This is a genomic window from Microbispora sitophila, from assembly GCF_014892245.1.
Classification (GTDB): Bacteria; Actinomycetota; Actinomycetes; order Streptosporangiales; family Streptosporangiaceae; genus Microbispora; species Microbispora siamensis.
Genome location: NZ_JADBGC010000017.1, coordinates 66,772 through 86,709, shown reverse-complemented (window position 1 = coordinate 86,709; position 19,938 = coordinate 66,772). Strand labels below are relative to the sequence as shown.

18 protein-coding genes and 1 pseudogene are annotated in these 19,938 nt (G+C 71.1%); 7 read left to right on the top strand and 12 right to left on the bottom strand.

The genetic code is table 11. The features are described 5' to 3' along the window. Positions 1–9: 9 nt before the first annotated feature. A complete protein-coding gene (locus IL992_RS28920) occupies positions 10–975 on the bottom strand; it encodes an acetylxylan esterase (protein ID WP_193206530.1) in 966 nt (321 codons plus the stop codon). A 331-nt stretch (positions 976–1,306) separates the two neighbouring features. Here IL992_RS28920 and IL992_RS28915 point away from each other — a divergent pair, with 331 nt between their 5' ends. The 3 genes from IL992_RS28915 to IL992_RS28905 all read left to right on the top strand — a co-directional run bounded on the left by IL992_RS28915 (position 1,307) and on the right by IL992_RS28905 (position 4,608). Further along, positions 1,307–2,563, top strand: coding sequence for an extracellular solute-binding protein (locus IL992_RS28915; protein ID WP_193206529.1), 1,257 nt, complete (start codon positions 1,307–1,309; stop codon positions 2,561–2,563). Between the two features lie 171 nt (positions 2,564–2,734). Beyond that, the gene (locus IL992_RS28910; RefSeq protein ID WP_193206528.1) at positions 2,735–3,649 is read left to right on the top strand and encodes a carbohydrate ABC transporter permease; all 915 of its coding nucleotides are present in this window, start codon (positions 2,735–2,737) and stop codon (positions 3,647–3,649) included. After that, positions 3,649–4,608, top strand: coding sequence for a carbohydrate ABC transporter permease (locus tag IL992_RS28905; protein ID WP_193206527.1), 960 nt, complete (start codon positions 3,649–3,651; stop codon positions 4,606–4,608). Before IL992_RS28910 ends, IL992_RS28905 begins: the two co-directional genes overlap by 1 nt. Here IL992_RS28905 and IL992_RS28900 read toward each other — a convergent pair. The 10 genes and pseudogenes from IL992_RS28900 to IL992_RS28855 all read right to left on the bottom strand — a co-directional run bounded on the left by IL992_RS28900 (position 4,571) and on the right by IL992_RS28855 (position 14,953). Next, a pseudogene (locus tag IL992_RS28900) lies at positions 4,571–6,058 on the bottom strand (SDR family oxidoreductase). The gene IL992_RS28905 and the pseudogene IL992_RS28900 overlap by 38 nt on opposite strands. A gap of 144 nt (positions 6,059–6,202) precedes the next feature. Then, positions 6,203–7,795: a DEAD/DEAH box helicase gene (locus IL992_RS28895; protein ID WP_193206526.1), complete on the bottom strand. Its 1,593-nt coding sequence runs from the start codon at positions 7,793–7,795 to the stop codon at positions 6,203–6,205. Between the two features lie 612 nt (positions 7,796–8,407). Beyond that, on the bottom strand, positions 8,408–8,803 hold the full coding sequence (locus IL992_RS28890; RefSeq protein WP_193206525.1) for a metal-sulfur cluster assembly factor: 396 nt from the start codon (positions 8,801–8,803) through the stop codon (positions 8,408–8,410). A gap of 67 nt (positions 8,804–8,870) precedes the next feature. Continuing rightward, positions 8,871–9,308 (bottom strand): Fe-S cluster assembly sulfur transfer protein SufU, encoded by a 438-nt coding sequence (sufU, locus tag IL992_RS28885; RefSeq protein ID WP_139573119.1) that lies wholly within the window; start codon positions 9,306–9,308, stop codon positions 8,871–8,873. 3 nt (positions 9,309–9,311) lie between these two features. Continuing rightward, complete coding sequence (locus IL992_RS28880; protein WP_079318707.1) at positions 9,312–10,574, bottom strand: cysteine desulfurase; 1,263 nt, start codon at positions 10,572–10,574, stop codon at positions 9,312–9,314. Next, positions 10,574–11,320, bottom strand: coding sequence for a Fe-S cluster assembly ATPase SufC (gene sufC / locus IL992_RS28875; protein ID WP_193206524.1), 747 nt, complete (start codon positions 11,318–11,320; stop codon positions 10,574–10,576). Before sufC ends, IL992_RS28880 begins: the two co-directional genes overlap by 1 nt. Before the next feature lie 6 nt (positions 11,321–11,326). Next, on the bottom strand, positions 11,327–11,656 hold the full coding sequence (locus IL992_RS28870; RefSeq protein ID WP_193206523.1) for a non-heme iron oxygenase ferredoxin subunit: 330 nt from the start codon (positions 11,654–11,656) through the stop codon (positions 11,327–11,329). Further along, complete coding sequence (gene sufD / locus IL992_RS28865; RefSeq protein WP_193206522.1) at positions 11,653–12,777, bottom strand: Fe-S cluster assembly protein SufD; 1,125 nt, start codon at positions 12,775–12,777, stop codon at positions 11,653–11,655. The genes IL992_RS28870 and sufD overlap by 4 nt, the downstream gene beginning before the upstream one ends. Then, complete coding sequence (gene sufB / locus IL992_RS28860) at positions 12,777–14,213, bottom strand: Fe-S cluster assembly protein SufB (RefSeq protein WP_275414193.1); 1,437 nt, start codon at positions 14,211–14,213, stop codon at positions 12,777–12,779. The genes sufD and sufB overlap by 1 nt, the downstream gene beginning before the upstream one ends. Beyond that, entirely contained in the window at positions 14,186–14,953 is a 768-nt protein-coding gene (locus IL992_RS28855) for a helix-turn-helix transcriptional regulator (RefSeq protein WP_193206521.1), read from the bottom strand. The genes sufB and IL992_RS28855 overlap by 28 nt, the downstream gene beginning before the upstream one ends. Before the next feature lie 337 nt (positions 14,954–15,290). On the opposite strand from IL992_RS28855, the gene IL992_RS28850 reads away from it, so the two are divergent. The 3 genes from IL992_RS28850 to IL992_RS28840 all read left to right on the top strand — a co-directional run bounded on the left by IL992_RS28850 (position 15,291) and on the right by IL992_RS28840 (position 18,061). Beyond that, positions 15,291–16,247 (top strand): ABC transporter ATP-binding protein, encoded by a 957-nt coding sequence (locus tag IL992_RS28850; RefSeq protein WP_193206520.1) that lies wholly within the window; start codon positions 15,291–15,293, stop codon positions 16,245–16,247. Positions 16,248–16,303: 56 nt separating this feature from the next. Next, positions 16,304–17,020, top strand: a complete 717-nt coding sequence (locus tag IL992_RS28845; RefSeq protein ID WP_193206641.1) for an ABC transporter permease — start codon at positions 16,304–16,306, stop codon at positions 17,018–17,020. Between the two features lie 129 nt (positions 17,021–17,149). Beyond that, positions 17,150–18,061 carry an EamA family transporter gene (locus IL992_RS28840; protein ID WP_193206519.1) on the top strand — a complete coding sequence of 304 codons (912 nt, stop codon included), beginning with the start codon at positions 17,150–17,152 and terminating at the stop codon, positions 18,059–18,061. A 10-nt stretch (positions 18,062–18,071) separates the two neighbouring features. Here IL992_RS28840 and IL992_RS28835 read toward each other — a convergent pair whose 3' ends face one another. Beyond that, positions 18,072–18,779, bottom strand: coding sequence for a GntR family transcriptional regulator (locus IL992_RS28835; protein WP_193206518.1), 708 nt, complete (start codon positions 18,777–18,779; stop codon positions 18,072–18,074). A gap of 150 nt (positions 18,780–18,929) precedes the next feature. Between IL992_RS28835 and IL992_RS28830 the strand changes: the two genes are divergently transcribed. Beyond that, on the top strand, positions 18,930–19,937 hold the full coding sequence (locus IL992_RS28830; RefSeq protein WP_193206517.1) for a COX15/CtaA family protein: 1,008 nt from the start codon (positions 18,930–18,932) through the stop codon (positions 19,935–19,937). Position 19,938 lies beyond the last annotated feature (1 nt).

Here is a 19,938-nt window from a genome sequence, read left to right as displayed (position 1 = left end):
AGATCGGGCTCAGCCGAGGATCTTCCTGGCCAGCCTGAGCAGCTCGAGCGCCTGCTGCGACTCCCCGCCCTCGTGCCCGTTGAACGGCCAGACCGTGATGTCCTTGGGGCCCGCGTAGTGGTTGTAGGCCCCGAACACGGTCGAGGCCGGGGTGACGCCGTCGCGCAGGGCGACGGAGAACCGGGCGGGCGTGCGGGCCCGCGCCGCGAAGTGCAGCCCGTCGAAGTAGTCGAGGGTCGCGAAGATGTCCTCGACCCGGGTCCTGTGGATCCCGCAGAACCGGCCCAGCTCGCCGTACGGGTCCTCGTCTGTGATCTCGACCGCGCGCCGGATGTCGCACATGAACGGCACGTTGACGAACGCGTAGGCGAGGTCCGGCACGAGCGCGGCGGCGGCCAGCGCCATGCCGCCGCCCTGGCTGCCGCCGGTCACCACGACCCGCCCGGCGTCCACCAGGGGATGCGACCTGGCCGCCTCGACCGCGCGCACGACGTCGGTGTAGAGCCGCCGGTAGTAGTAGTCGTCCCGGTCGAACACGCCCTGCGTGAGCTTGCCGGGAATCTGCGCGCCGTTGCCGCCCACCGGGTCGGGGGTGTCCCCCGCGCGCCAGGTGCCGCCCTGCCCGCGGGTGTCCATCACGAACGTCGCGTATCCGGCGGCCGGCCACAGCAGCCAGTCGTGCGGCCGGCCGCGCCCGCCGCCATACCCGATGAACTCCACCATGCACGGCAACGGGCCTGACGCGCCCGCCGGCGCGATGAACCACCCCTTGATCGGATGCCCGCCGAATCCCGCGAACGTCACGTCGGCCACGTCCACCAGCGCGAGATCGGCCTCGTACGGCTCGAAGACGGGGTTCAGGTCGTGCGCGCGGGCCTCGGCCAGCGTGCGATCCCAGAACGCGTCGAAGTCGGCGGGCTCCCGGCGCTCGGGCAGGTACGCGCGCAACTGGTCGAGGGGCATGTCGACGAACATGGGGGCTCCCGTGGGGATGGCGGGCCTGGCTCGTGTACGCCGCAAGGTTACACAAATGCCCTGTTTCATACTTCTGACCCGGTTAAGAGTAGTCCGCTGGAATCCACCTCACCGCCACCAACGCCACTGACCTGGGAAATCACGCCCAGAACGGCGCGACGTCCGGATTGACAGGATGAAACGCCCTCTTGAAACTAATCCGGTTTAGTGCTGGACTCTGCACGAATTCCAAGCGTGGGAGGTGCGCCGCATGGGCACGGCCTCGCGGCGGGCCGCCTCTCGGGGGCACGACATGTCAGTCGATCACTTTCCGTAGAGATCGGAGACGTCCATGCGACGAGCGACGGCGGCCACCTGCGCCGCCCTGATCGCCGCCTTCGGCGCGGGCTGCGCCACCAGCGGCACGTCCGAGACCAAGCAGGCGGACGCGAACGCCCCCGCCGCCATCACGTGGTGGTCCACCGGGGGCGACGACGAGAGCGCGGCCTTCCAGAAGGCCGCCGACCTGTACACGAAGTCGCACCCCAACGTGACGATCAAGGTGCAGACGCTGGCCTGGGACGACGCGTACGCCAAGCTGCTCGCGGCCTCGACCGGCCGCAGCGGACCCGACATCATCTCCGGCGGCATGACCTGGACCATCCAGTTCGGCCTGCGCGGCGGCATGGTCGACCTGCGCAAGTACGGCATCGAGCAGCTCCAGGCCCAGGCGCAGCCCGCCCAGTGGAAGTCGGCCGTCTCCCCCGACGGCACGATCTACGGCATTCCCCTCGACATGTCCACCGAGGCGCTCTACTACCGGACCGACCTGTTCGACAAGGCCGGGATCAAGGAGCCGCCCAAGACCTGGGACGAGCTGATCGCCGACATCGAGAAGCTCAAGAAGTCGGGGGTCAAGACACCGTTCGGCATCGACTGGGGCAACCTCGACTGGATCGGCTACTTCAACTTCCTCTACCAGGCCGGCGGCAGCTTCTACACGCCGGACTGCAAGCCCTCGCTGAACACTCCCCAGGCCGAGCAGGCGCTGTCGTACTGGATCGACCTGCACCGCAAGTACGGCGCGCCGACCGACACGGTGACGACCTCCGACGCGCTGGACGCGGGCACCGCGATGGTCTACGGCGGCAACTGGAATGCCCTCGGCATCGACACCAGCAAGCCCAAGATGAAGGGCAAGTGGGCGATCGCCCCGCTGCCGGCCGGCCCGGCGGCGCCCACGACCTTCATCGGCGGGCGGGCCGTCGGGGTCACGTCCTACAGCAAGCACATCCAGCAGGCGGCGGACTTCGTGAAGTTCCTCTACACCGACGAGGCCGTCGATGCGGTGACGGCGGAGTCGAAGGCCCGCAACATCGCCTACATCCCGCCCCGCCCGGACAAAATCGCCGACTCCCCGTTCACGCCGGAGCACTCGGCGGTGTTCGCGGAAATCATCAAGACCGGCGCGGCGGCGCCCGGATGCCCCGGCTGGGACGAGAGCGCGTCCGACGTGGCCAAGCAGTTCCAGGCCGCGATCCTCGGCAAGGCCGACGTGAAGACGGCGCTGACCGAGGCCGCCAAGGTCATGGAGCGCAACGCCGGATAGCCGGGACGGCCGTGGCTCGCCGGTGACGCCTGACCCCTCACCGGCCGCGGCCTCCGTCCTCCACACCTGCCCGGGCCGGTGCCGCCCGACCCCGCACCGGCCCGGGTCCGCCCACGGTTTCCCTCTGACTGGGAACGCCCCCTGACTGGGAAAGACCCGACTGGAGACGACATGGCAACCCACGCCGCCACGCCCCGGCAACGATGGCGCCGCTACGGCACGTCCTATCTGATGCTGCTGCCGTTCCTCGGCCTGTTCGCCGGTTTCCTCGTCTGGCCGCTGGCCAACTCGCTCTACCTCAGCTTCACCAAGTTCGACGGGGTGAACGCCCCCGAGTTCGAGGGCCTGGAGAACTTCCGGCACCTGCTGTTCGACGACGACCGGTTCCGGCACGCCCTCGGCAACACGTTCCTCTACGTCGTGGCGTCCGTCGGGATCGGCACGCTGCTGTCGCTCGGCCTCGCGCTGGCCTTCAGCGGGTCGAGCTGGCCGCACCGCATCATGCGGACGATCTTCTTCCTGCCCTCGGTGACCTCGTCGATCGCGCTCATGCTGCTCTGGAAGTGGATCTTCAATCCGGGCGACTTCGGCCTCGCCAACACCGTCATCACCTGGTTCGGCGGCAGGGCCGTCGAATGGCTCGCCACCCCCGGGCTGACGATCCCCATCCTCGTGCTCATGTCGGTCTGGGGCGGGATGGGCTACGGCATGGTGCTGTACGTCGCCGGGCTCAACACGATCCCGCTGGAGTACTACGAGGCGGCCCGCATCGACGGCGCCGGCACCTGGCAGCAGTTCCGCCGGGTGACGCTGCCGCTGCTGCGCCCGGTCACCACGTACGTGGTCGTGACCGGCCTCATCGGGGCCTTCCAGGTCTTCGAAGCCGTCTACATCGTGTTCCGGGGCACCAACAACATCGGCGGCGTGCTCGACTCGGGCCTGATGATTGTGCCCTACCTGTACGACCAGGGCTTCACGCACTTCAAGCTCGGCTACGCCTCGGCCATCGCGTGGGTGCTCTTCCTGATCATCTTCGCCCTCAGCATGGTCAACCTCCGCATCGGCCGCGCCCTGAAGGAGCTGTGATGGCCGTCGCCCCCACGACCACTCCGATCGTCGCCGACCCCGCCGCCGCGCCCCGGCAGGCGCCCGCCGCCGGGCCGGGCGCCACCTGGCGAGGCCACCTGCTTCGCCTGCCGTTCTACCTGCTGTCGCTCACCATGATCGCGCCGTTCTACTGGATACTGATCACGGTGTTCAAGCCGGTGACGGAGCTGAACCGGCAGCCGCCGTCGTTCGTGCCCGAGCATCCCACGCTGAACAACTTCTACGACCCCGGCTACTCCCCCACCCGGGTCAACCCCGGCCATCTCCAGGGCATCTTCCAGCGATTCCAGGTGGACTTCGGGTTCGGCCGCTTCATGTTCAACAGCCTGGTGATCACGGTCGCGATCACGGTGGGGTCGCTGCTGATCGCCTCACTGGCGGCGTACGTGATCACCAAGCACCGCGTGCCGGGGCGGCGGCTGATCTTCCTGTTGATCGTCGCCTCGATGATGGTGCCCTGGCAGACCACCCTGGTGCCGAACTACGTCATCATGCGGAACCTGGGCTGGCTGGACACCTACCAGGGCTACATCATCCCGGCGCTGGCCAAGGCGTTCGTGCTGTTCTTCCTGGTGCAGTTCCTCCACTCGGTGCCGGATGAGCTCATCCAGGCCGCCCGGGTCGACGGCGCCGGGGAGTGGCGCATCTGGTGGCAGATCGTGCTGCCGCTGCTGCGCCCGGCCCTCGCCGCGATGTCGATTTTCATCGTGCTCGCGGAGTGGAACAACTTCCTGTGGCCGCTGATCATCGTGCAGAGCGACGAGATGGCGAACATCCCTGTCGCGCTGGCCCGCCTCAACTCCTACTTCACGGGCGCGCAGAACCAGGGGGCGATCATGGCGGGCGGCCTGCTCGCCTCCCTGCCGTCGATCGCCTTCTTCCTCGCCTTCCAGCGCTACTTCACCCGCGGGATCGTGCTGAGCGGCCTGAAGGGCTGACGGCAGGCGCGCCCGGGGAGGCGTTCCACGCGCCGACCGCTTGGGCGACATCCTCGGGGTGCGTCAGCTGGGGGTGGTGACCCGTGCCCGGGATCACCGTCACGGTGGCCCGCGGGAGCGCGTCCAGGAGGGCCCGTCCTTCCGGGCCGAGAGGGTCGCGGGAGCCCACGACGACGTGCACGTGTCCCGGGTAACGCGCCAGCTCGGCCCGGAGGTCCGCCCGCCACCGCGGCGACGCCGCCACGGCCAGGAGCCGGGCGGCGGTGGCGGCGCCGCCGCGGGCCCGGCCCAGCGCCGCGACGACCGGCGCCCAGGTGTCGGCGTTGACCGGCAGACCCGGCAGCACCACCGTGGGCGCGGCCGGTTCGCCGAGCTCGAACGTCCGCACCCCACCCGGGCCGGTGAACCGCCTGCCGTCGGCGGGGGCGTCCCCGAACCGGCTCGCCGCCAGGTGGTCGGCCCAGCGGCGGATCGTCGTGGCGGTGTCCGGCATGGTCAGCCCATGGCGGGCGGCGAAGGCACGCGCCGAGCCGGTGGGATAACGGTCGGCCGACAGGAACGTCAGCGTCTCCGGATCGGCCTTCGTGAGACGGCGGGGCAGGCGCTTCACCAGGGCCACCGGAACCCGCACCCGGGGCGCCCTGACCCGGTAGTGCTCCGCGACGAGCGCGATCAGGCCGGGCAGCGCGGGCGTGTCGTCGTCCAGCAGCCAGTAGGAGGCGCGCTCGGCGGTCTCGTCCAGCGGCAGCAGGGCCATGAACCGGGCGAGGTAGTCGACCGCGACCACGGGGACGAACGTCCGCGCGTTCCCCGGAACCGCCGCGAGGCGGCCCTGCCAGAGGTCGCGCAGGGTCGACGCGAGCCCGAGGTACTGGCCGGACTCGCCGGTGACGCTGTCACCGATCACGCTGGCCGGATTGACGATCGACCAGGGAACACCCAGCCGCTCCGCCTCGGTCTGGAAGACGGCGTCCGCCTCCACCTTGGACGCCTCGTACGCGCCGAGGGCCCGGTAGGCCTCCCGCCGCCGCTCCTCGCTCCAGTGAAGGGGATCCTGCCGGCCCACGCGATACCCCGAGACGTGGACGAGGCGGCGCAGGCGCGGCAGTCGCGCCGCGAAGGCGACGATCGCCCGGACGCTGTCGACGTTGGCTCGGCGGGCCTCGTCCGCCGACATGCCGAACCGGTAGGCGCCGGCACAGTTGTAGACCTCCGTGACGTCGTCGAGCTCCCCCTCGATCGGCGACGGCGTCGTGAAGTCGACCCGGAGGTCGGCGGGCGCCTCGTCATGCCCGTGCTCGGCCAGCCAGCGGGCGAGCCGCCGCTAGGACTCGTGGCTCCGATTGGCCGTGCTCACCCGGACGCCGGCATGGCCGAGCGCGAGGACCAGGTGGCGCCCGACGAAGCCGGTCGCGCCCAGGACCAGCGCGTGCCGGTCCGCGGCGCTCACGACGCCACCATGCTGACCGCGGCCGTGGCCGTCTTTCCGGTCATGCGGCGAGAATAGACCGGTCTACATAGTTGATGTCAACAGGGCCCCACACGCCACCGGGCCGCCCGTACGGACGGCCCGGTGGTAGGAGGTCGATATGGATCAGCGGCCGGTGAAGCGGCTTCCGCGGCCGCGGCGCCCGCCACGGCCGCCGTCCCCGCCGTAGCCTCCGCGTCCGCTCTGGCCGCCGTGCCCGGCCTGACCGCCGTATCCGCCCTGGCCCCCGTATCCGCCCTGGCCCCCGTATCCGCCCTGGCCGCCGTGCTCTCCGGTGCGGCCACGGCGGTGGCCGCCGCGGGACTCGGTGCGGCCGTCGCCGGCCCAGGGGCCGCGAGGCCGCTCACCCTGGTCGGACGGCCTGCGCCGGCCGTCCCCGTCGCCCGGGCGGTCGGCGCCGCGGTGGCGGTCCCCGCCGTGCCGGCGACGGCCGGGCGTACGGTCGTCCCGCGCGGGCCGCAGCGGCCTGCGCACGTCGGGCTCCCACACCGGGACGGCCTCGCCGCTCGGCCGCCGGGCCCCGGCGATCTCGGCCAGGATGGGGTCGCCCGGCACCACCCGGTGACGGGACGGGGTCACCCCCGCCTTGCGGGTCATCGACTCGGTGGCGCGGCGCTCGCTCGGCAGGACCAGCGTCAGCACCACGCCGCGCTCGCCCGCGCGGGCCGTACGGCCGCCCCGGTGCAGGTAGCTCTTGTGGTCGGCCGGCGGGTCCACGTGCAGCACGAGGCTCACGTCGTCCACGTGGATGCCGCGGGCGGCGACGTCGGTGCAGACGAGCACCCCGATGGTGCCCTCGCGGAACCCGTCGAGGATGCGGGTGCGCTGGTTCTGCCGCTTGCCGCCGTGCAGACCGCCCGCGCGGACCCCCGAGCGGGCGAGTTGCTTCACGACGCGGTCAACGCCGTGCTGGGTGCGGACGAACATGATCGTACGGCCGGCCCGGTTGGCGATCTCCGCCGTCACGTCCGCCTTGTCGTCGCGGTGCACCTGGAGCAGGTGGTGCTCCATCGTCTCCACCGAGGAGGTGGCCGGGTCCAGGGAGTGGATCACCGGGTCGGTCAGGAAGCGTTTGACCAGCGTGTCCACGTCACCGTCGAGTGTCGCGGAGAACAGCAGGCGCTGCCCGTCGGCGGGCGTGCGCGCCAGCAGCGCGCTGACCACGGGCAGGAACCCGAGGTCGCACATGTGGTCGGCCTCGTCGAGGACGGTGATCTGGACGTCGTCCAGCGCGCACTCGCCCTGCTCGATGAGGTCGGTGAGGCGGCCGGGCGTGGCGACGACGATGTCGACCCCCCGGCGCAGGTCCTCGATCTGGCGGCCCATGGACATGCCGCCGACGACCGTACGGGTGCGCAGCGACAGCCCGCGGCCGAGCGGTTCGAGGGCGTCGGCCACCTGCAGGGCCAGTTCGCGGGTGGGCACCAGGACGAGGGCCCGGGGACGGCCGGGGCGCGACTTCTCCCCCGCGACCCTGGCCAGAGTGGGCAGGCCGAAGGCGAGCGTCTTGCCGGAGCCGGTCTGGCCCCGGCCGAGGACGTCGTATCCGGCGAGGATGTCGGGGATGGCCGCCCGCTGGATCGGGAACGGCGCGGTGATGCCCTGCCGGGCGAGCCCTGTCACGAGCGGTCTGGGCAGCCCAAGCACCGCGAACTCGGCGGGGGTGGTCGTGCCCTCACCGAGGTCAGAGATGGTCACGTAATCGTGCCTTTCGAGAAAAGACGTGCCGGAACACGCGGGCGCGTCACTTCTGCGAAAGGACGAGCCGGGTCGGGTACGGCAGGCGAGCCGTACCGATCGAGCGCTACGGGCCGGAGACTGAAGCGGCCTGCGCCCGCATGATGCGGTGAGCACGCGTCCCGCAGAAGTGGAGACCGCCGGGCGGCGGCTCTCACGGACGCCTTTCACTCACGTCGCACAAGGGAAAGCAAAGAACAACTGTACGGCATTCCCGCGCCGCGCCGGCCGTCCGTGCCGCCGTGGCGCGCCTGGCGCGGCACGGCCGCACGCCCGGAAACCGGTCGAAAAGCCACGCGTCCCGCCGCGTACCAACGCGGCGGGACGGCGAGGAATGTCCCGGACGGGAAGCCGGCTAGGGAGTGCCGCGTGATCTTTTGCCGTAGCGAGGATCGGCCAGATGGATGCGTCGCAAGGCCGAGGAGGAGCCCATAGCGGAGCTATGGGCGTCTTTCCCGGGCCCCACGGAAATTCCGAGCCTGCGAGGAATTTCCGTGGGTGGGGCGAGAACGCAGCGAGGCGCCATCTGGGCGACCACAGCAGGCGGGAAAGATCACGGGACACGACCTAAGGTCAGACGTTGAAGCCGAGCATCCTGAGCTGGTCGCGGCCCTCGTCGGTGATCTTGTCGGGGCCCCACGGCGGCAGCCAGACCCAGTTGATGACCACGTTGGAGACCAGGTCGGCGAGCGCCGAGTTGGCCTGGTCCTCGATGACGTCGGTCAGCGGGCAGGCGGCGCTGGTCAGCGTCATGTCGATGGTGGCGATCGGGCGCTCGCCCTCGCCGGCCGGGTCGAGGTTGACGCCGTACACGAGGCCGAGGTCCACCACGTTGATCCCCAGCTCGGGGTCCACGACGTCCTTCAGCGCCTCGAGCACGTCGTCGAGGGCGGTCTCCCCGTCGTACGTGCCGGGGGCGGCGGCCGTCTCCGCGACCGGTCCCGTGGGGGTCTGGGTCGGCTTGCTCACGTCGTCTCCTCACCTCGCGGCGCCCGCGTCGCGGCGCCGTTCTCACCAACGCGCCGAAGGCCGCCGGTCATCCCTGGCTCCTCATCAGCGCGTCCTTGTACGCCATCCAGGCCAGCAGCGCGCACTTGACGCGGGCGGGGAACTTCGCCACACCGGCGAACGCCACCGCGTCGCCCAGCACGTCCTCGTCGGGCTCCACCTGGCCCCTGCCCTGCATGAGCCGGGTGAACTCCTCCACCACCGACAGCGACTCCTCCACCGTGGAGCCGGTGGCGAGCTCGTGCAGCACGGAGGCGGCGGCCTGGCTGATGGAGCAGCCCTGACCGTCGTAGGACACGTCGAGCACCTTGCCGCCGTCGGCCACCTTCACCCGCAGCGTCACCTCGTCGCCGCAGGTCGGGTTGACGTGGTGCACCTCCGCGTCGTACGGGTCGCGCAGGCCGCGGCCCTGGGGATGCTTGTAGTGCTCCAGGATCAGCTCCTGGTACATGGATTCACCGATCATGGCTCAGCCGAACACCTTCTGCACGTGGTGGAGGCCGCGGACCAGTGCGTCGATCTCGGCCGTCGTGTTGTACAGGTAGAAAGACGCCCGCGTGGTCGCCGGAATTCCGAACCTGAGGTGGAGCGGCCGGGCGCAGTGATGACCTACCCGCACCGCGATCCCGTACACGTCGTCGAGGATCTGCCCCACGTCATGCGGGTGGATCCCCTCCAGCGTGAACGAGATCGTGCCGCCGCGGGCGATGGGCGTGCGCGGGCCGATGATCCTGAGCCCGGGGACCTCCGGCAGCGCCTCCAGCGCGTACGCGACCAGCTCCTTCTCATGCGCCTTGATCTGGTCCATGCCCACGGCGGTCAGGTAGTCGGCCGCGGCGCCGAGGCCGATCGCCTCGACGATGGGCGGCGTGCCCGCCTCGAACTTGTGCGGCACCGGCGCGTACGTCGAGCGGTCCATCCAGACCGCCTCGATCATCTCGCCGCCGCCGAGGAACGGCGGCATGGCGTCGAGCAGCTCGCGGCGGCCCCACAGCACGCCGATGCCGGACGGCCCGACCATCTTGTGACCGGTGAACGCGACGAAGTCGACGCCCAGCTCGGTCACGTCCACGGGCTGGTGGGGCACCGACTGCGACGCGTCGAGCATCATCAGCGCGCCGACCTCGCGTACGCGGGCCAAGATCGGCGAGACCGAGTTGACCGTGCCGAGCACGTTCGACTGGTGCGCGATCGAGACGATCTTCGTACGCTCGTTGACCAGCTCCTCCAGGCCCCCGATGTCGAGGCGGCCCTCGTCGGTCACCGGGAACCAGCGCAGCGTCGCGCCGGTCCGCTGCGCGAGCAGCTGCCACGGCACGATGTTGGAGTGGTGCTCCATCTCGGAGATGACGATCTCGTCGCCGGGCCCGATCCGGAACCGCTCGTCCTCGCCGACGGGGTTGCCGAAGGCGTACGCCACGAGGTTGAGGGCCTCGGAGGCGTTCTTGGTGAAGACGATCTCGTCGCGCGACGGGGCCTTCACGAACGCCGCGATCTTGTCGCGCGCGGCCTCGTACGCCTCGGTCGACTCGCTGCCCAGCACGTGCAGCGCCCGGCCGACGTTGCCGTAGTGCCAGGTCAGGTGATCGCGCATGGTCTCGATCACCTGGGTCGGCTTCTGGGAGGAGTTGCCGGAGTCGAGGTAGACCAGCGACCTGCCTCCGGGGAGTTCGCGGGCGAGGACCGGGAAGTCCTTCCTGATCCTCTCCACGTCGAAGCCGGGCGCACTCATCAGGCGGACGCCTTCGTGTAGGCCTCGTACCCCTCGTTCTCCAGCTTGTCGGCCAGCTCGGGGCCGCCCTCCTCCACCACGCGCCCGCCGGCGAAGACGTGGACGAAGTCCGGCTTCACGTAGCGCAGGATGCGGGTGTAGTGGGTGATCAGCAGCACGCCGGTGTCGCCGGAGGCGCGGAACCGGTTGATGCCCTCGGAGACGACGCGCAGAGCGTCGACGTCGAGGCCGGAGTCGGTCTCGTCCAGCACCGCGATCTTGGGCTTGAGCAGCTCGAGCTGGAGGATCTCGTGGCGCTTCTTCTCGCCGCCGGAGAAGCCCTCGTTGGTGTTGCGCTGGGCGAAGGCCGGATCGATGGACAGCGCGTCCATGCCCGTCTTCAGCTCCTTGGCGAAGTCGCGGAGCTTCGGCGCCTCACCGCGGACCGCGGTGATCGCCGAGCGCAGGAAGTTCGACACGCTGACACCGGGAACCTCGACCGGGTACTGCATGGCGAGGAACAGGCCGGCGCGGGCGCGCTCGTCCACCGACATCTCCAGCAGGTCCTCGCCGTCGAGCAGCACGGTGCCGGAGGTGACGGTGTACTTGGGGTGCCCCGCGACGGCGTACGCCAGCGTGGACTTGCCCGAGCCGTTCGGGCCCATGATGGCGTGCGTCTCGCCGCTGCGGACCGTCAGGTCGACGCCGCGCAGGATCTCCTTGTCGCCCACGGCGACGTGCAGGTCACGAATCTCAAGGGTGGACACTTGTATTTACTCCTTCGAGAGCGAGACGTACACGTCGTCGCCTTCGATCTTGACTCGGTAGACGTTGACGGGCCTGGTCGCGGGCGGCCCGGTGGGCTTGCCGGTGCGCAGGTCGAAGCAGGAGCCGTGCAGCCAGCACTCCAGCGTGTGGTCGTAGACCTCGCCCTCGCTGAGGCGGACCTCGGCGTGCGAGCACACGTCGTGCAGGGCGAAGACCTCGCCGCCGGTCCGCACCAGCGCGACCGGCGTCTCCCCGACCTCCAGGCCGAGCACGCCGCCGTCGGGGATGTCGCCGACCTGGCAGGCCTTCTCCCAGTGGGCGGTCTCGGCGCTCATCGGGCCAGCTCCGCCTCGACCGCGGACAGGACCCGCTCGCGGATCTCCGGCACCTCGATCTTCTCCAGCAACTGGGCGAAGAAGCCGTGGATGACCAGGCGGCGGGCCTCGTCGAACGGGATGCCGCGGGCCTGCAGGTAGAAGATGTGCTCGTCGTCGAGGCGGCCGGAGGCGGACGCGTGGCCCGCTCCCGCGACCTCGCCGGTGAGGATCTCCAGGTTCGGCACCGAGTCGGCACGGGCGCCGTCGGTGAGGATGAGGTTGCGGTTCAGCTCGTAGGTGTCGGTGCCCTCGGCCTCGGCCCGGATGATCACGTCGCCGATCCAGACCGCGTGGGCGCCGTCGCCCTGCAGCGCGCCCTTGTAGGTCACGTTGCTGCGGCAGTTCGGCACGCTGTGGTCCACCAGGAGGCGGTGCTCCAGGTGCTGGCCCTCGTCCACGAAGTACAGCCCGGTGAGGTCGGCGTCGCCACCCGGGGCGGTGTACGACACCGAGGGCGACAGCCGTACGAGGTCGCCGCCGAGGGTGACCACGAACGAGCGGAACGTCGCGTCCTTGCCGAGCCGCGCGTGGTGGTGGGAGACGTGCACGGCGTCGTCGTCCCAGTCCTGCAGGCTGACGACCTTGAGCGTCGCGCCCTCGGCCACGTCGAACTCGACGTTGTCGGCGTAGACGGCGCTGCCGCGGTGGTCCAGGACCAGCACGGCCTCGGCCATCGGCTCCACCGACACGAGGATGTGCCCGTACGCGGCGGCGCCCGCCCCGGCCCCCCGCAGCGTGATCACGGTGGGCCGGGATGCGGCCGTCATCTTCGGCACCGTGACGACGGTGGCCTTCTCGAACGACGAGTACGCCTGCGCGCTGACCCGGTCGGCCGGCGTGTAGGCCTTGCCGAGCCGGGCGTCGTCGCGGCCGACGGTCTCGACGCGCACCTCGGGCGCGGCCTCGACATCGACCACGACGCCGCCGGTGACGGCGGCGGTGCCGTTGTGCAGCCCCTTCAGCCGCGACAGCGGCGTGAAGCGCCACTCCTCCTCGCGGCCCGTCGGCACCGGGAAGTCGGCCACGTCGTACGACGACTTCTCGTGCAGCGTCGACAGCGGCTTGGTCTCCAGGCCCATCAGCCGACCGCTCCTTCCATCTGCAGCTCGATCAGGCGGTTGAGCTCCAGGGCGTACTCCATGGGCAGCTCGCGGGCGATCGGCTCGACGAAGCCGCGCACGATCATGGCCATCGCCTCGTCCTCGCCGAGGCCGCGGCTCATCAGGTAGAAGAGCTGGTCCTCCGACACCTTGGAGACGGTGGCCTCGTGGCCCATCGACACGTCGTCCTCGCGCACGTCCACGTAGGGGTAGGTGTCGGACCGGCTGATCTGGTCGACCAGCAGCGCGTCGCACTTGACGGTCGAGGCCGAGCCGGCCGCGCCCTCCTCGATCTGCACCAGGCCCCGGTAGGACGTGCGGCCGCCGCCGCGCGCCACGGACTTGGAGATGATCGTCGAGGACGTCTTGGGCGCGAGGTGCACCATCTTGGCGCCCGCGTCCTGGTGCTGGCCCTCACCGGCGAAGGCGACCGACAGCGTCTCGCCCTTGGCGTGCTCGCCCATCAGGTAGACGGCCGGGTACTTCATCGTGACCTTGGAGCCGATGTTGCCGTCGATCCACTCCATGGTCGCGCCCTCGTACGCCACGGCGCGCTTGGTGACCAGGTTGTAGACGTTGTTCGACCAGTTCTGGATCGTCGTGTAGCGGCAGCGGGCGCCCTTCTTCACGATGATCTCGACGACCGCCGAGTGCAGCGAGTCGGACGAGTAGATCGGCGCGGTGCAGCCCTCGACGTAGTGGACGTAGGAGTTCTCGTCCACGACGATCAGGGTCCGCTCGAACTGGCCCATGTTCTCCGTGTTGATCCGGAAATAGGCCTGCAGCGGGATCTCGACGTGCACGTTCGGCGGCACGTAGATGAACGAGCCGCCCGACCACACGGCGGTGTTGAGCGCGGCGAACTTGTTGTCGCCCACCGGGATCACCGTGCCGAAGTACTCCTTGAAGAGCTCCTCGTGCTCACGCAGGCCGGTGTCGGTGTCGACGAAGATGACGCCCTTCTCCTCGAGGTCCTCACGGATCTTGTGGTAGACGACCTCGGACTCGTACTGGGCGGCGACGCCGGCGATGAGGCGCTGCTTCTCCGCCTCCGGGATGCCGAGCTTGTCGTAGGTGTTCTTGATGTCGGCGGGCAGCTCGTCCCAGGACGCGGCCTGCTTCTCCGTCGAACGGACGAAGTACTTGATGTTGTCGAAGTCGATGCCCGTGAGGTCGGAGCCCCAGGTCGGCAGCGGCTTCTTCTCGAACAGCCGAAGGCCCTTGAGGCGCAGGTCGAGCATCCACTCCGGCTCGTTCTTGAGCGCGGAGATGTCGCGGACGACCTCTTCGGACAGCCCACGACGGGCCGTGGCCCCGGCCACGTCCGTGTCGGCCCAGCCGAACTTGTAATTCCCGAGGCCTTCCAGCTCCGGGCGGTCGGTGACAGTCACCTTCCGGACTCCTTGCTCGTCGATGTGCTCGATAGATGTGCGGCCGATGGATCGGCGATCGATGAATCGGCGGCCGATGGATCGGCGGTCGATGGATCGGGACGCGCGTGCCGTGCGGCGAGCGCGTGTGAACTCACGTGGGTGGTGCAGACCCCGTCGCCGTTGGCGATCGTGGCCAGCCGCTGCACCGGCGTGCCCAGCAGCCGGGCGAAGGCCTCGGTCTCCGCCTCGCACAGCTGCGGGAACTGCGCCGCGACGTGCGCGACCGGGCAGTGGTGCTGGCACAGCTGCTCGCCGCCCTTGCCCGTGGCGGACGCCGACGCCGCGTAGCCCTCGGCGGACAGCGCCTCGGCCAGCACGCGGACCCGCTGCTCGGCGGGGACCTCGCGCATCAGCGCCTCGAGCCGGCCGACCAGGCCGGACACCTGCGCCCGAGCGAACTCGGACACCGCCTCGCCGCCCAGGCGCTCGGCCAGGAAGCGCAGCGCGCTGCCGGCCAGGTCGTCGTAGGCGTGGACGAAGGCGCTGCGGCCCGCGTCGGTGATCGCGAACATCTTCGCCGGTCTGCCGCGCCCCCGCTGGCCGCGCGGGCGGGCCGTACGGGGCTCTATCATGCCCTCGGCCAGCAGCGCGTCGAGATGGCGGCGCACCGCGGCCGGGGTCAGCCCGAGCCGCTCGCCGAGCGCCGCCGCGGTGACCGGGCCGTGCTCGAGGATGAGCCGTGCCACCCTGGCCCGGGTGCCGCGCTCGGCACTGATGTCCATGTGCACAGGGGATGCCGAAACGGGCCGCGTCACCACGGCCTTCTCGGCGCTCTGCTTCCCCTGCACGTTTTTCACAACATCAGTGTGCCGTAATTCCTTCCCCGGCGACAAACCCAAGGCGGGGTCGACGGAGATGCAATTTCTCACGCAGGCAAGCCTTACCTAACCTGCGACGACAGGACTTTTCCGCATCCTTTACCTCCAAGGGCTGGAATGGCGGCACTCGCCGACGAGAGCGCGCCTCCCGCTCCCTAGACTCGATGCCGTCGACGACTGACCAGGGCGGCCGCATCCGGCCGGCTCCGGCGGTCGGTCCTGCGAGGGGAGGCCGGTGGGAGTGCCGGGGGTTGACAGCACGTTCGAGAGCACGCTCGGCAGCGCGGGCGGCGGCGCCCCGGCGGTCGAGATCGACGGGCTGGTCAAGCGCTATGGAAGCACCACGGCCGTCGACGGGCTCACCCTCACCTGCGCGCGGGGCGCCGTCACGGCGATCCTCGGGCCGAACGGCGCGGGCAAGACCTCCACGATCGAGATCTGTGAGGGCTTCCGCCGGCCGGACGGCGGAACCGTGCGCGTGCTCGGCCAGGACCCGGCCGACCCCGCCCTCAGGCCGCGCCTGGGAATCATGCCGCAGACCGGAGGGGTGCCCCCCGCCGCCCGCGCGGGCGAGTGGCTGCGGGTGGTCTCCCGGTTCTACGCCCACCCGCTCGACCCCGACGCCCTGCTCGGCCTGCTCGGCCTGGCCGACCACAGGCGCACGCCGTACCGGCGGCTGTCGGGCGGCCAGCAGCAGCGCCTGTCGCTCGCGGCGGCGGTGATCGGGCGGCCCGAACTGGTCTTCCTGGACGAGCCGACCGCCGGGCTCGACCCGCAGGCGCGGCACGCCTGCTGGGACCTGGTCGCCGCGCTGCGCGCCGCCGGGGTGTCGGTGGTGCTGACGACCCACCAGATGGACGAGGCCGAGAAGCTCTCCGACCACGTGGTGGTCATCGACCACGGCCGGGTGGTGGCCGAGGGCACGCCCGCGTCGCTGACCGGCGCCGAGCGTCAGCTCAGGTTCCGCGCGCGCCCGGGACTCGACCTGGAGGAACTGCTGGCCGCGCTGCCGCCGGGCAGCGCCGCCAAGGAGTCGCCCTCGGGGCACTACATCATCGAGGGGCAGGTCGGCCCGCAACTGCTCGCCACCGTCACCGCCTGGTGCGCCACCGAGGGCGTCACCACCGAGGACCTGCGCATCGAGCGGCGCACGCTGGAGGACGTCTTCCTCGAACTGACCGGCAGGGAGCTGCGGTGAGCACGATCGCCACGCTGGACCTCACGCCGCGGCCGGGAGCCGCGCCGCTGCACCGGATGGTCCTCGCCCAGGCGGGCGCGGAGATCCGGGCCATGCTGCGCAACGGCGAGCAGCTCCTGCTCACGATGATCATCCCGATCCTGCTGCTCGTCGGTTTCTCCACCGCCCCGCTGGTGGACGTCGGCGGCGGCGCGCGCGTCGACTTCGTCGCCCCCGGCATCCTCGCGCTCGCGGTCATGTCGACCGCGTTCACCGGGCAGGCGATCGCGACCGGCTTCGAGCGCAGGTACGGCGTGCTCAAGCGCCTGGGCGCGACCCCGCTGTCGCGGGCCGGGCTGCTGCTGGCCAAGACCGTCGCGGTCGTCGCCGTGGAGGCGCTGCAGGTCGTGATGATCGTCGCGGTGGCGCTGGCGCTCGGCTGGTCGCCCCACGGCGACCCGCTGTGGGCCCTGCCGCTCCTGCTGCTGGGCACGGCGGCCTTCAGCGGCCTCGGCCTGCTCATGGCCGGCACGCTGCGGGCGGAGGCCACGCTGGCCGGGGCCAACCTCGTCTACCTGGTGCTGCTCGGGCTCGGCGGCGTGCTTTTCCCGCTGGACCGGTTCCCGGCCGGGGTGCAGCACGTGCTCGGGCTGCTGCCGATCAGCGCGCTCACCTCCGGCCTGCGGACCGTCCTGAGCGACGGCGGCGGCTTCCCCGGCGGCGCGCTGCTCGTGCTGCTGTGCTGGACGGTCGCCGCGCTCGCCCTGGCCGCCCGCACGTTCCGCTGGGAGTGACACCCGGCCGCCGAGGATGACACCGCGCCGCCGGGAACGACGCCGGGGGCCTTACCTGCGGCCTGACGGCCGGCGCATATGATTGCGGACGTTTGTTCATGATCTATGCCATTTTGTGGGGTTGCCGGCATGACCGCTGAATCCCTTCCGGGAGCCGAGCCGTACCGCATGAGGCGGTCGCCGGCCGGGGCGCTGCGGGCCGCCTCTGACGCGATACCGCCGTCGGGGCTGGTGCTGCTGGGCATCCTGTCGGTCCAGGTGGGCGCCGGACTGGCCAAGAACCTGTTCGCACAGCTGCCCCCTTCGGCCGTGGTCTTCCTGCGCATCGCCACCAGCGCCGTCATACTGCTGGCCATCGTCCGGCCCAAGGTGCGCGGGCTGTCGCGGCGCGACCTCGCCGTCGGCGTCGCGTTCGGGCTCAGCCTCGGCCTGATGAACCTGTCGTTCTACGAGGCCCTCGCCCGGCTGCCGATCGGGATCGCGGTGGCCATCGAGTTCATCGGGCCGCTCACCCTGGCCGTGGTGTCCTCCCGCCGCCGGCTCGACCTGCTGTGGGTGGGACTGGCCGCCGCGGGCGTGATCCTGCTCGCCCCATGGGGAGGGGCGGGGACCGTGAGCTGGGCCGGCATCGGGTTCGCGGCGCTGGCGGGGACGTTCTGGGCCGCCTACATCGTGTTCTCCGCGGCCACGGGCGCCCGCTTCCCCGGCGCGAGCGGGCTGTCGTTCGCCATGATCGTGTCCACGATCGTCATCGCGCCCATCGGGGTCACCGCGGGCGGGAGCGACCTGCTGCGGCCCGAGATCCTGCTGATCGGTGCGGGGGTCGGCCTGCTCTCCTCGGTCATCCCCTACTCGCTGGAACTCGAGGCACTGCGCCGGATGCCCAAGCGGGTCTTCGGCATCCTGATGAGCCTGGAGCCCGCCGCCGCCGCGCTCGTCGGCCTGTTCGTCCTGCACGAGGTGCTCCAGGTCCGCGAGTGGGCCGCGATCGGCTGCGTGGTCGTCGCCTCCATCGGCGCCACCCGCGTCGGCGACGGCTGAGCCGTACCGGTCAGGCCGATGGCGGGTGCGCCGACCAGATCGCGCGCACGTGCCGGAGATGGTGGGTCATCAGGCTCTCGGCCGCCGCGGCGTCGCCGCGTACGAGGGCGTCGAGAAGGTCGAGGTGCTCGCGCGCCGAGGCCGCCATCATCCGCGCGTCGGGCAGCCCGCGCAGCCCGTAGAGCCGGGCCCGGGCGCGCAGGTCACGGACCGTCTCGACCAGCCGGGCGTTGCCCGACAGGGCCAGCAGCGCGAGGTGGAACCGCTGGTCGGCGGCCACGTAGGCGAGCAGGTCGCCCCTTCCCGCGGCCGAGACGATCTCCTCGGCGATCGGGCGCAGCCCCTCGGCCTCCGCGGCCAGGGACTGTCCGGCGAGCCGGGCCACCGTGGGCACCTCGATCAGCCGCCTGATCTCGATGATCTCGTCGAGGTCGCGCTCGGACACCTCCGCGACCCGGAAGCCCTTGTTGCGCAGGGCCTCGAACAGGCCCTCCTTGGCGAGGTCGAGCATCGCCTCCCGGACCGGTGTGGCCGAGACCCCGAACCTGGCCGCCAGCGCGGGGGCCGAGTAGACGACGCCGGGCCGCATCTCCCCGGCCACCAGCGCGTCGCGCAGCGCCTGCGCCACCTGCTCACGCAAGTTCTGCCGCGCTCCGGCGCCCGGCGCGCGGCGGTCGTCGCGCTCGCGGCCCGCCGGTCCGTCCCACGCCCCGCCCATCGGCCGGCCACCGCCCTCCTCGGTCCCGTACGGCCGATCGTACCGGCCCCTGCCGGGGGAAACGATCAGTTCGTACCCGGCCGGGAGCCGCCCGGGCCCCGCCGGACGGCACGTGGGCCGGGGAAGGGACCACCCACAGGGCCGCCTACGATGAAATCCGTGAATCCCACGACTGACCGGATCCGCGGCACGCTGCTCGCCTTCTACCGCTCGTTCATGTTCCCGACGAGCGAGTCGATGCGGCGGTGGGCGCTGGCGGCGATCGTGGTCAACGTCGGCATCACCGTCACCGGCGCCGCCGTCCGCGTCACCGGCTCCGGCCTCGGCTGCCCGACCTGGCCACGCTGCACGCCGGACAGCTTCGTGCCGGCGAGGATCGACACGCACGCGCCGGTCAACATGGCGATCGAGTTCGGCAACCGGCTGCTGTCGTTCCTCGTGCTCGCGGTCGCGGTCGCGTGCGTGATCGCCGCGTGGCAGCTGTCCCGGGGCGAGCGCGGCCGCCCGGTCCTGCTGCGGCTCGCGCTGCTGCAGCCGGTCGGCGTCGTCGTCCAGGCCCTGTGGGGCGGGCTCGTGGTGCACACGATGCTCAACCCGGTGACCGTCAGCGTCCACTTCCTGCTGTCCATCGGCATGACCGCCGCCGCCGTCGTGCTGTTCGCCCGGGCGGGCGAGGGCGACGCCCCGGCGCGACGGCTGGTCCACAGGGACATCCGCACGCTCGGATACGTGCTGGCCGCGGCCGCCTTCGCGCTGCTGCTGGCCGGGGTGGTGGTGACCGGCACCGGGCCGCATTCGGGAGACGAGGCCGCCTCCCGCTTCGGCTTCGACATCCAGAGCGTGGTGCGGCTGCACACCGACATCGCCTACGTCGTCGTCGGGCTGACGTTCGCCCTGCTGTTCGCCCTGCACGTCACCGGCTCCCCCGGGCGCGTCCGGCGCGCCGCGCTCGTGCTGCTCGGCGTGGAGCTGTCCCAGGGCGTGATCGGGTACGTGCAGTACTTCCTCGCCGTCCCCGCAGCGCTGGTGCTCCTGCACGTGCTCGGGGCGACGCTCGTGTGGGTCTGCGCGCTGCGCGTCGTGTTCCTGATGCGGACCCGTGGCCCCGCGCCCGCCCCCGCTCCCGAGCAGCCGGAGCTCCACCACGCGGGGGTTTGAC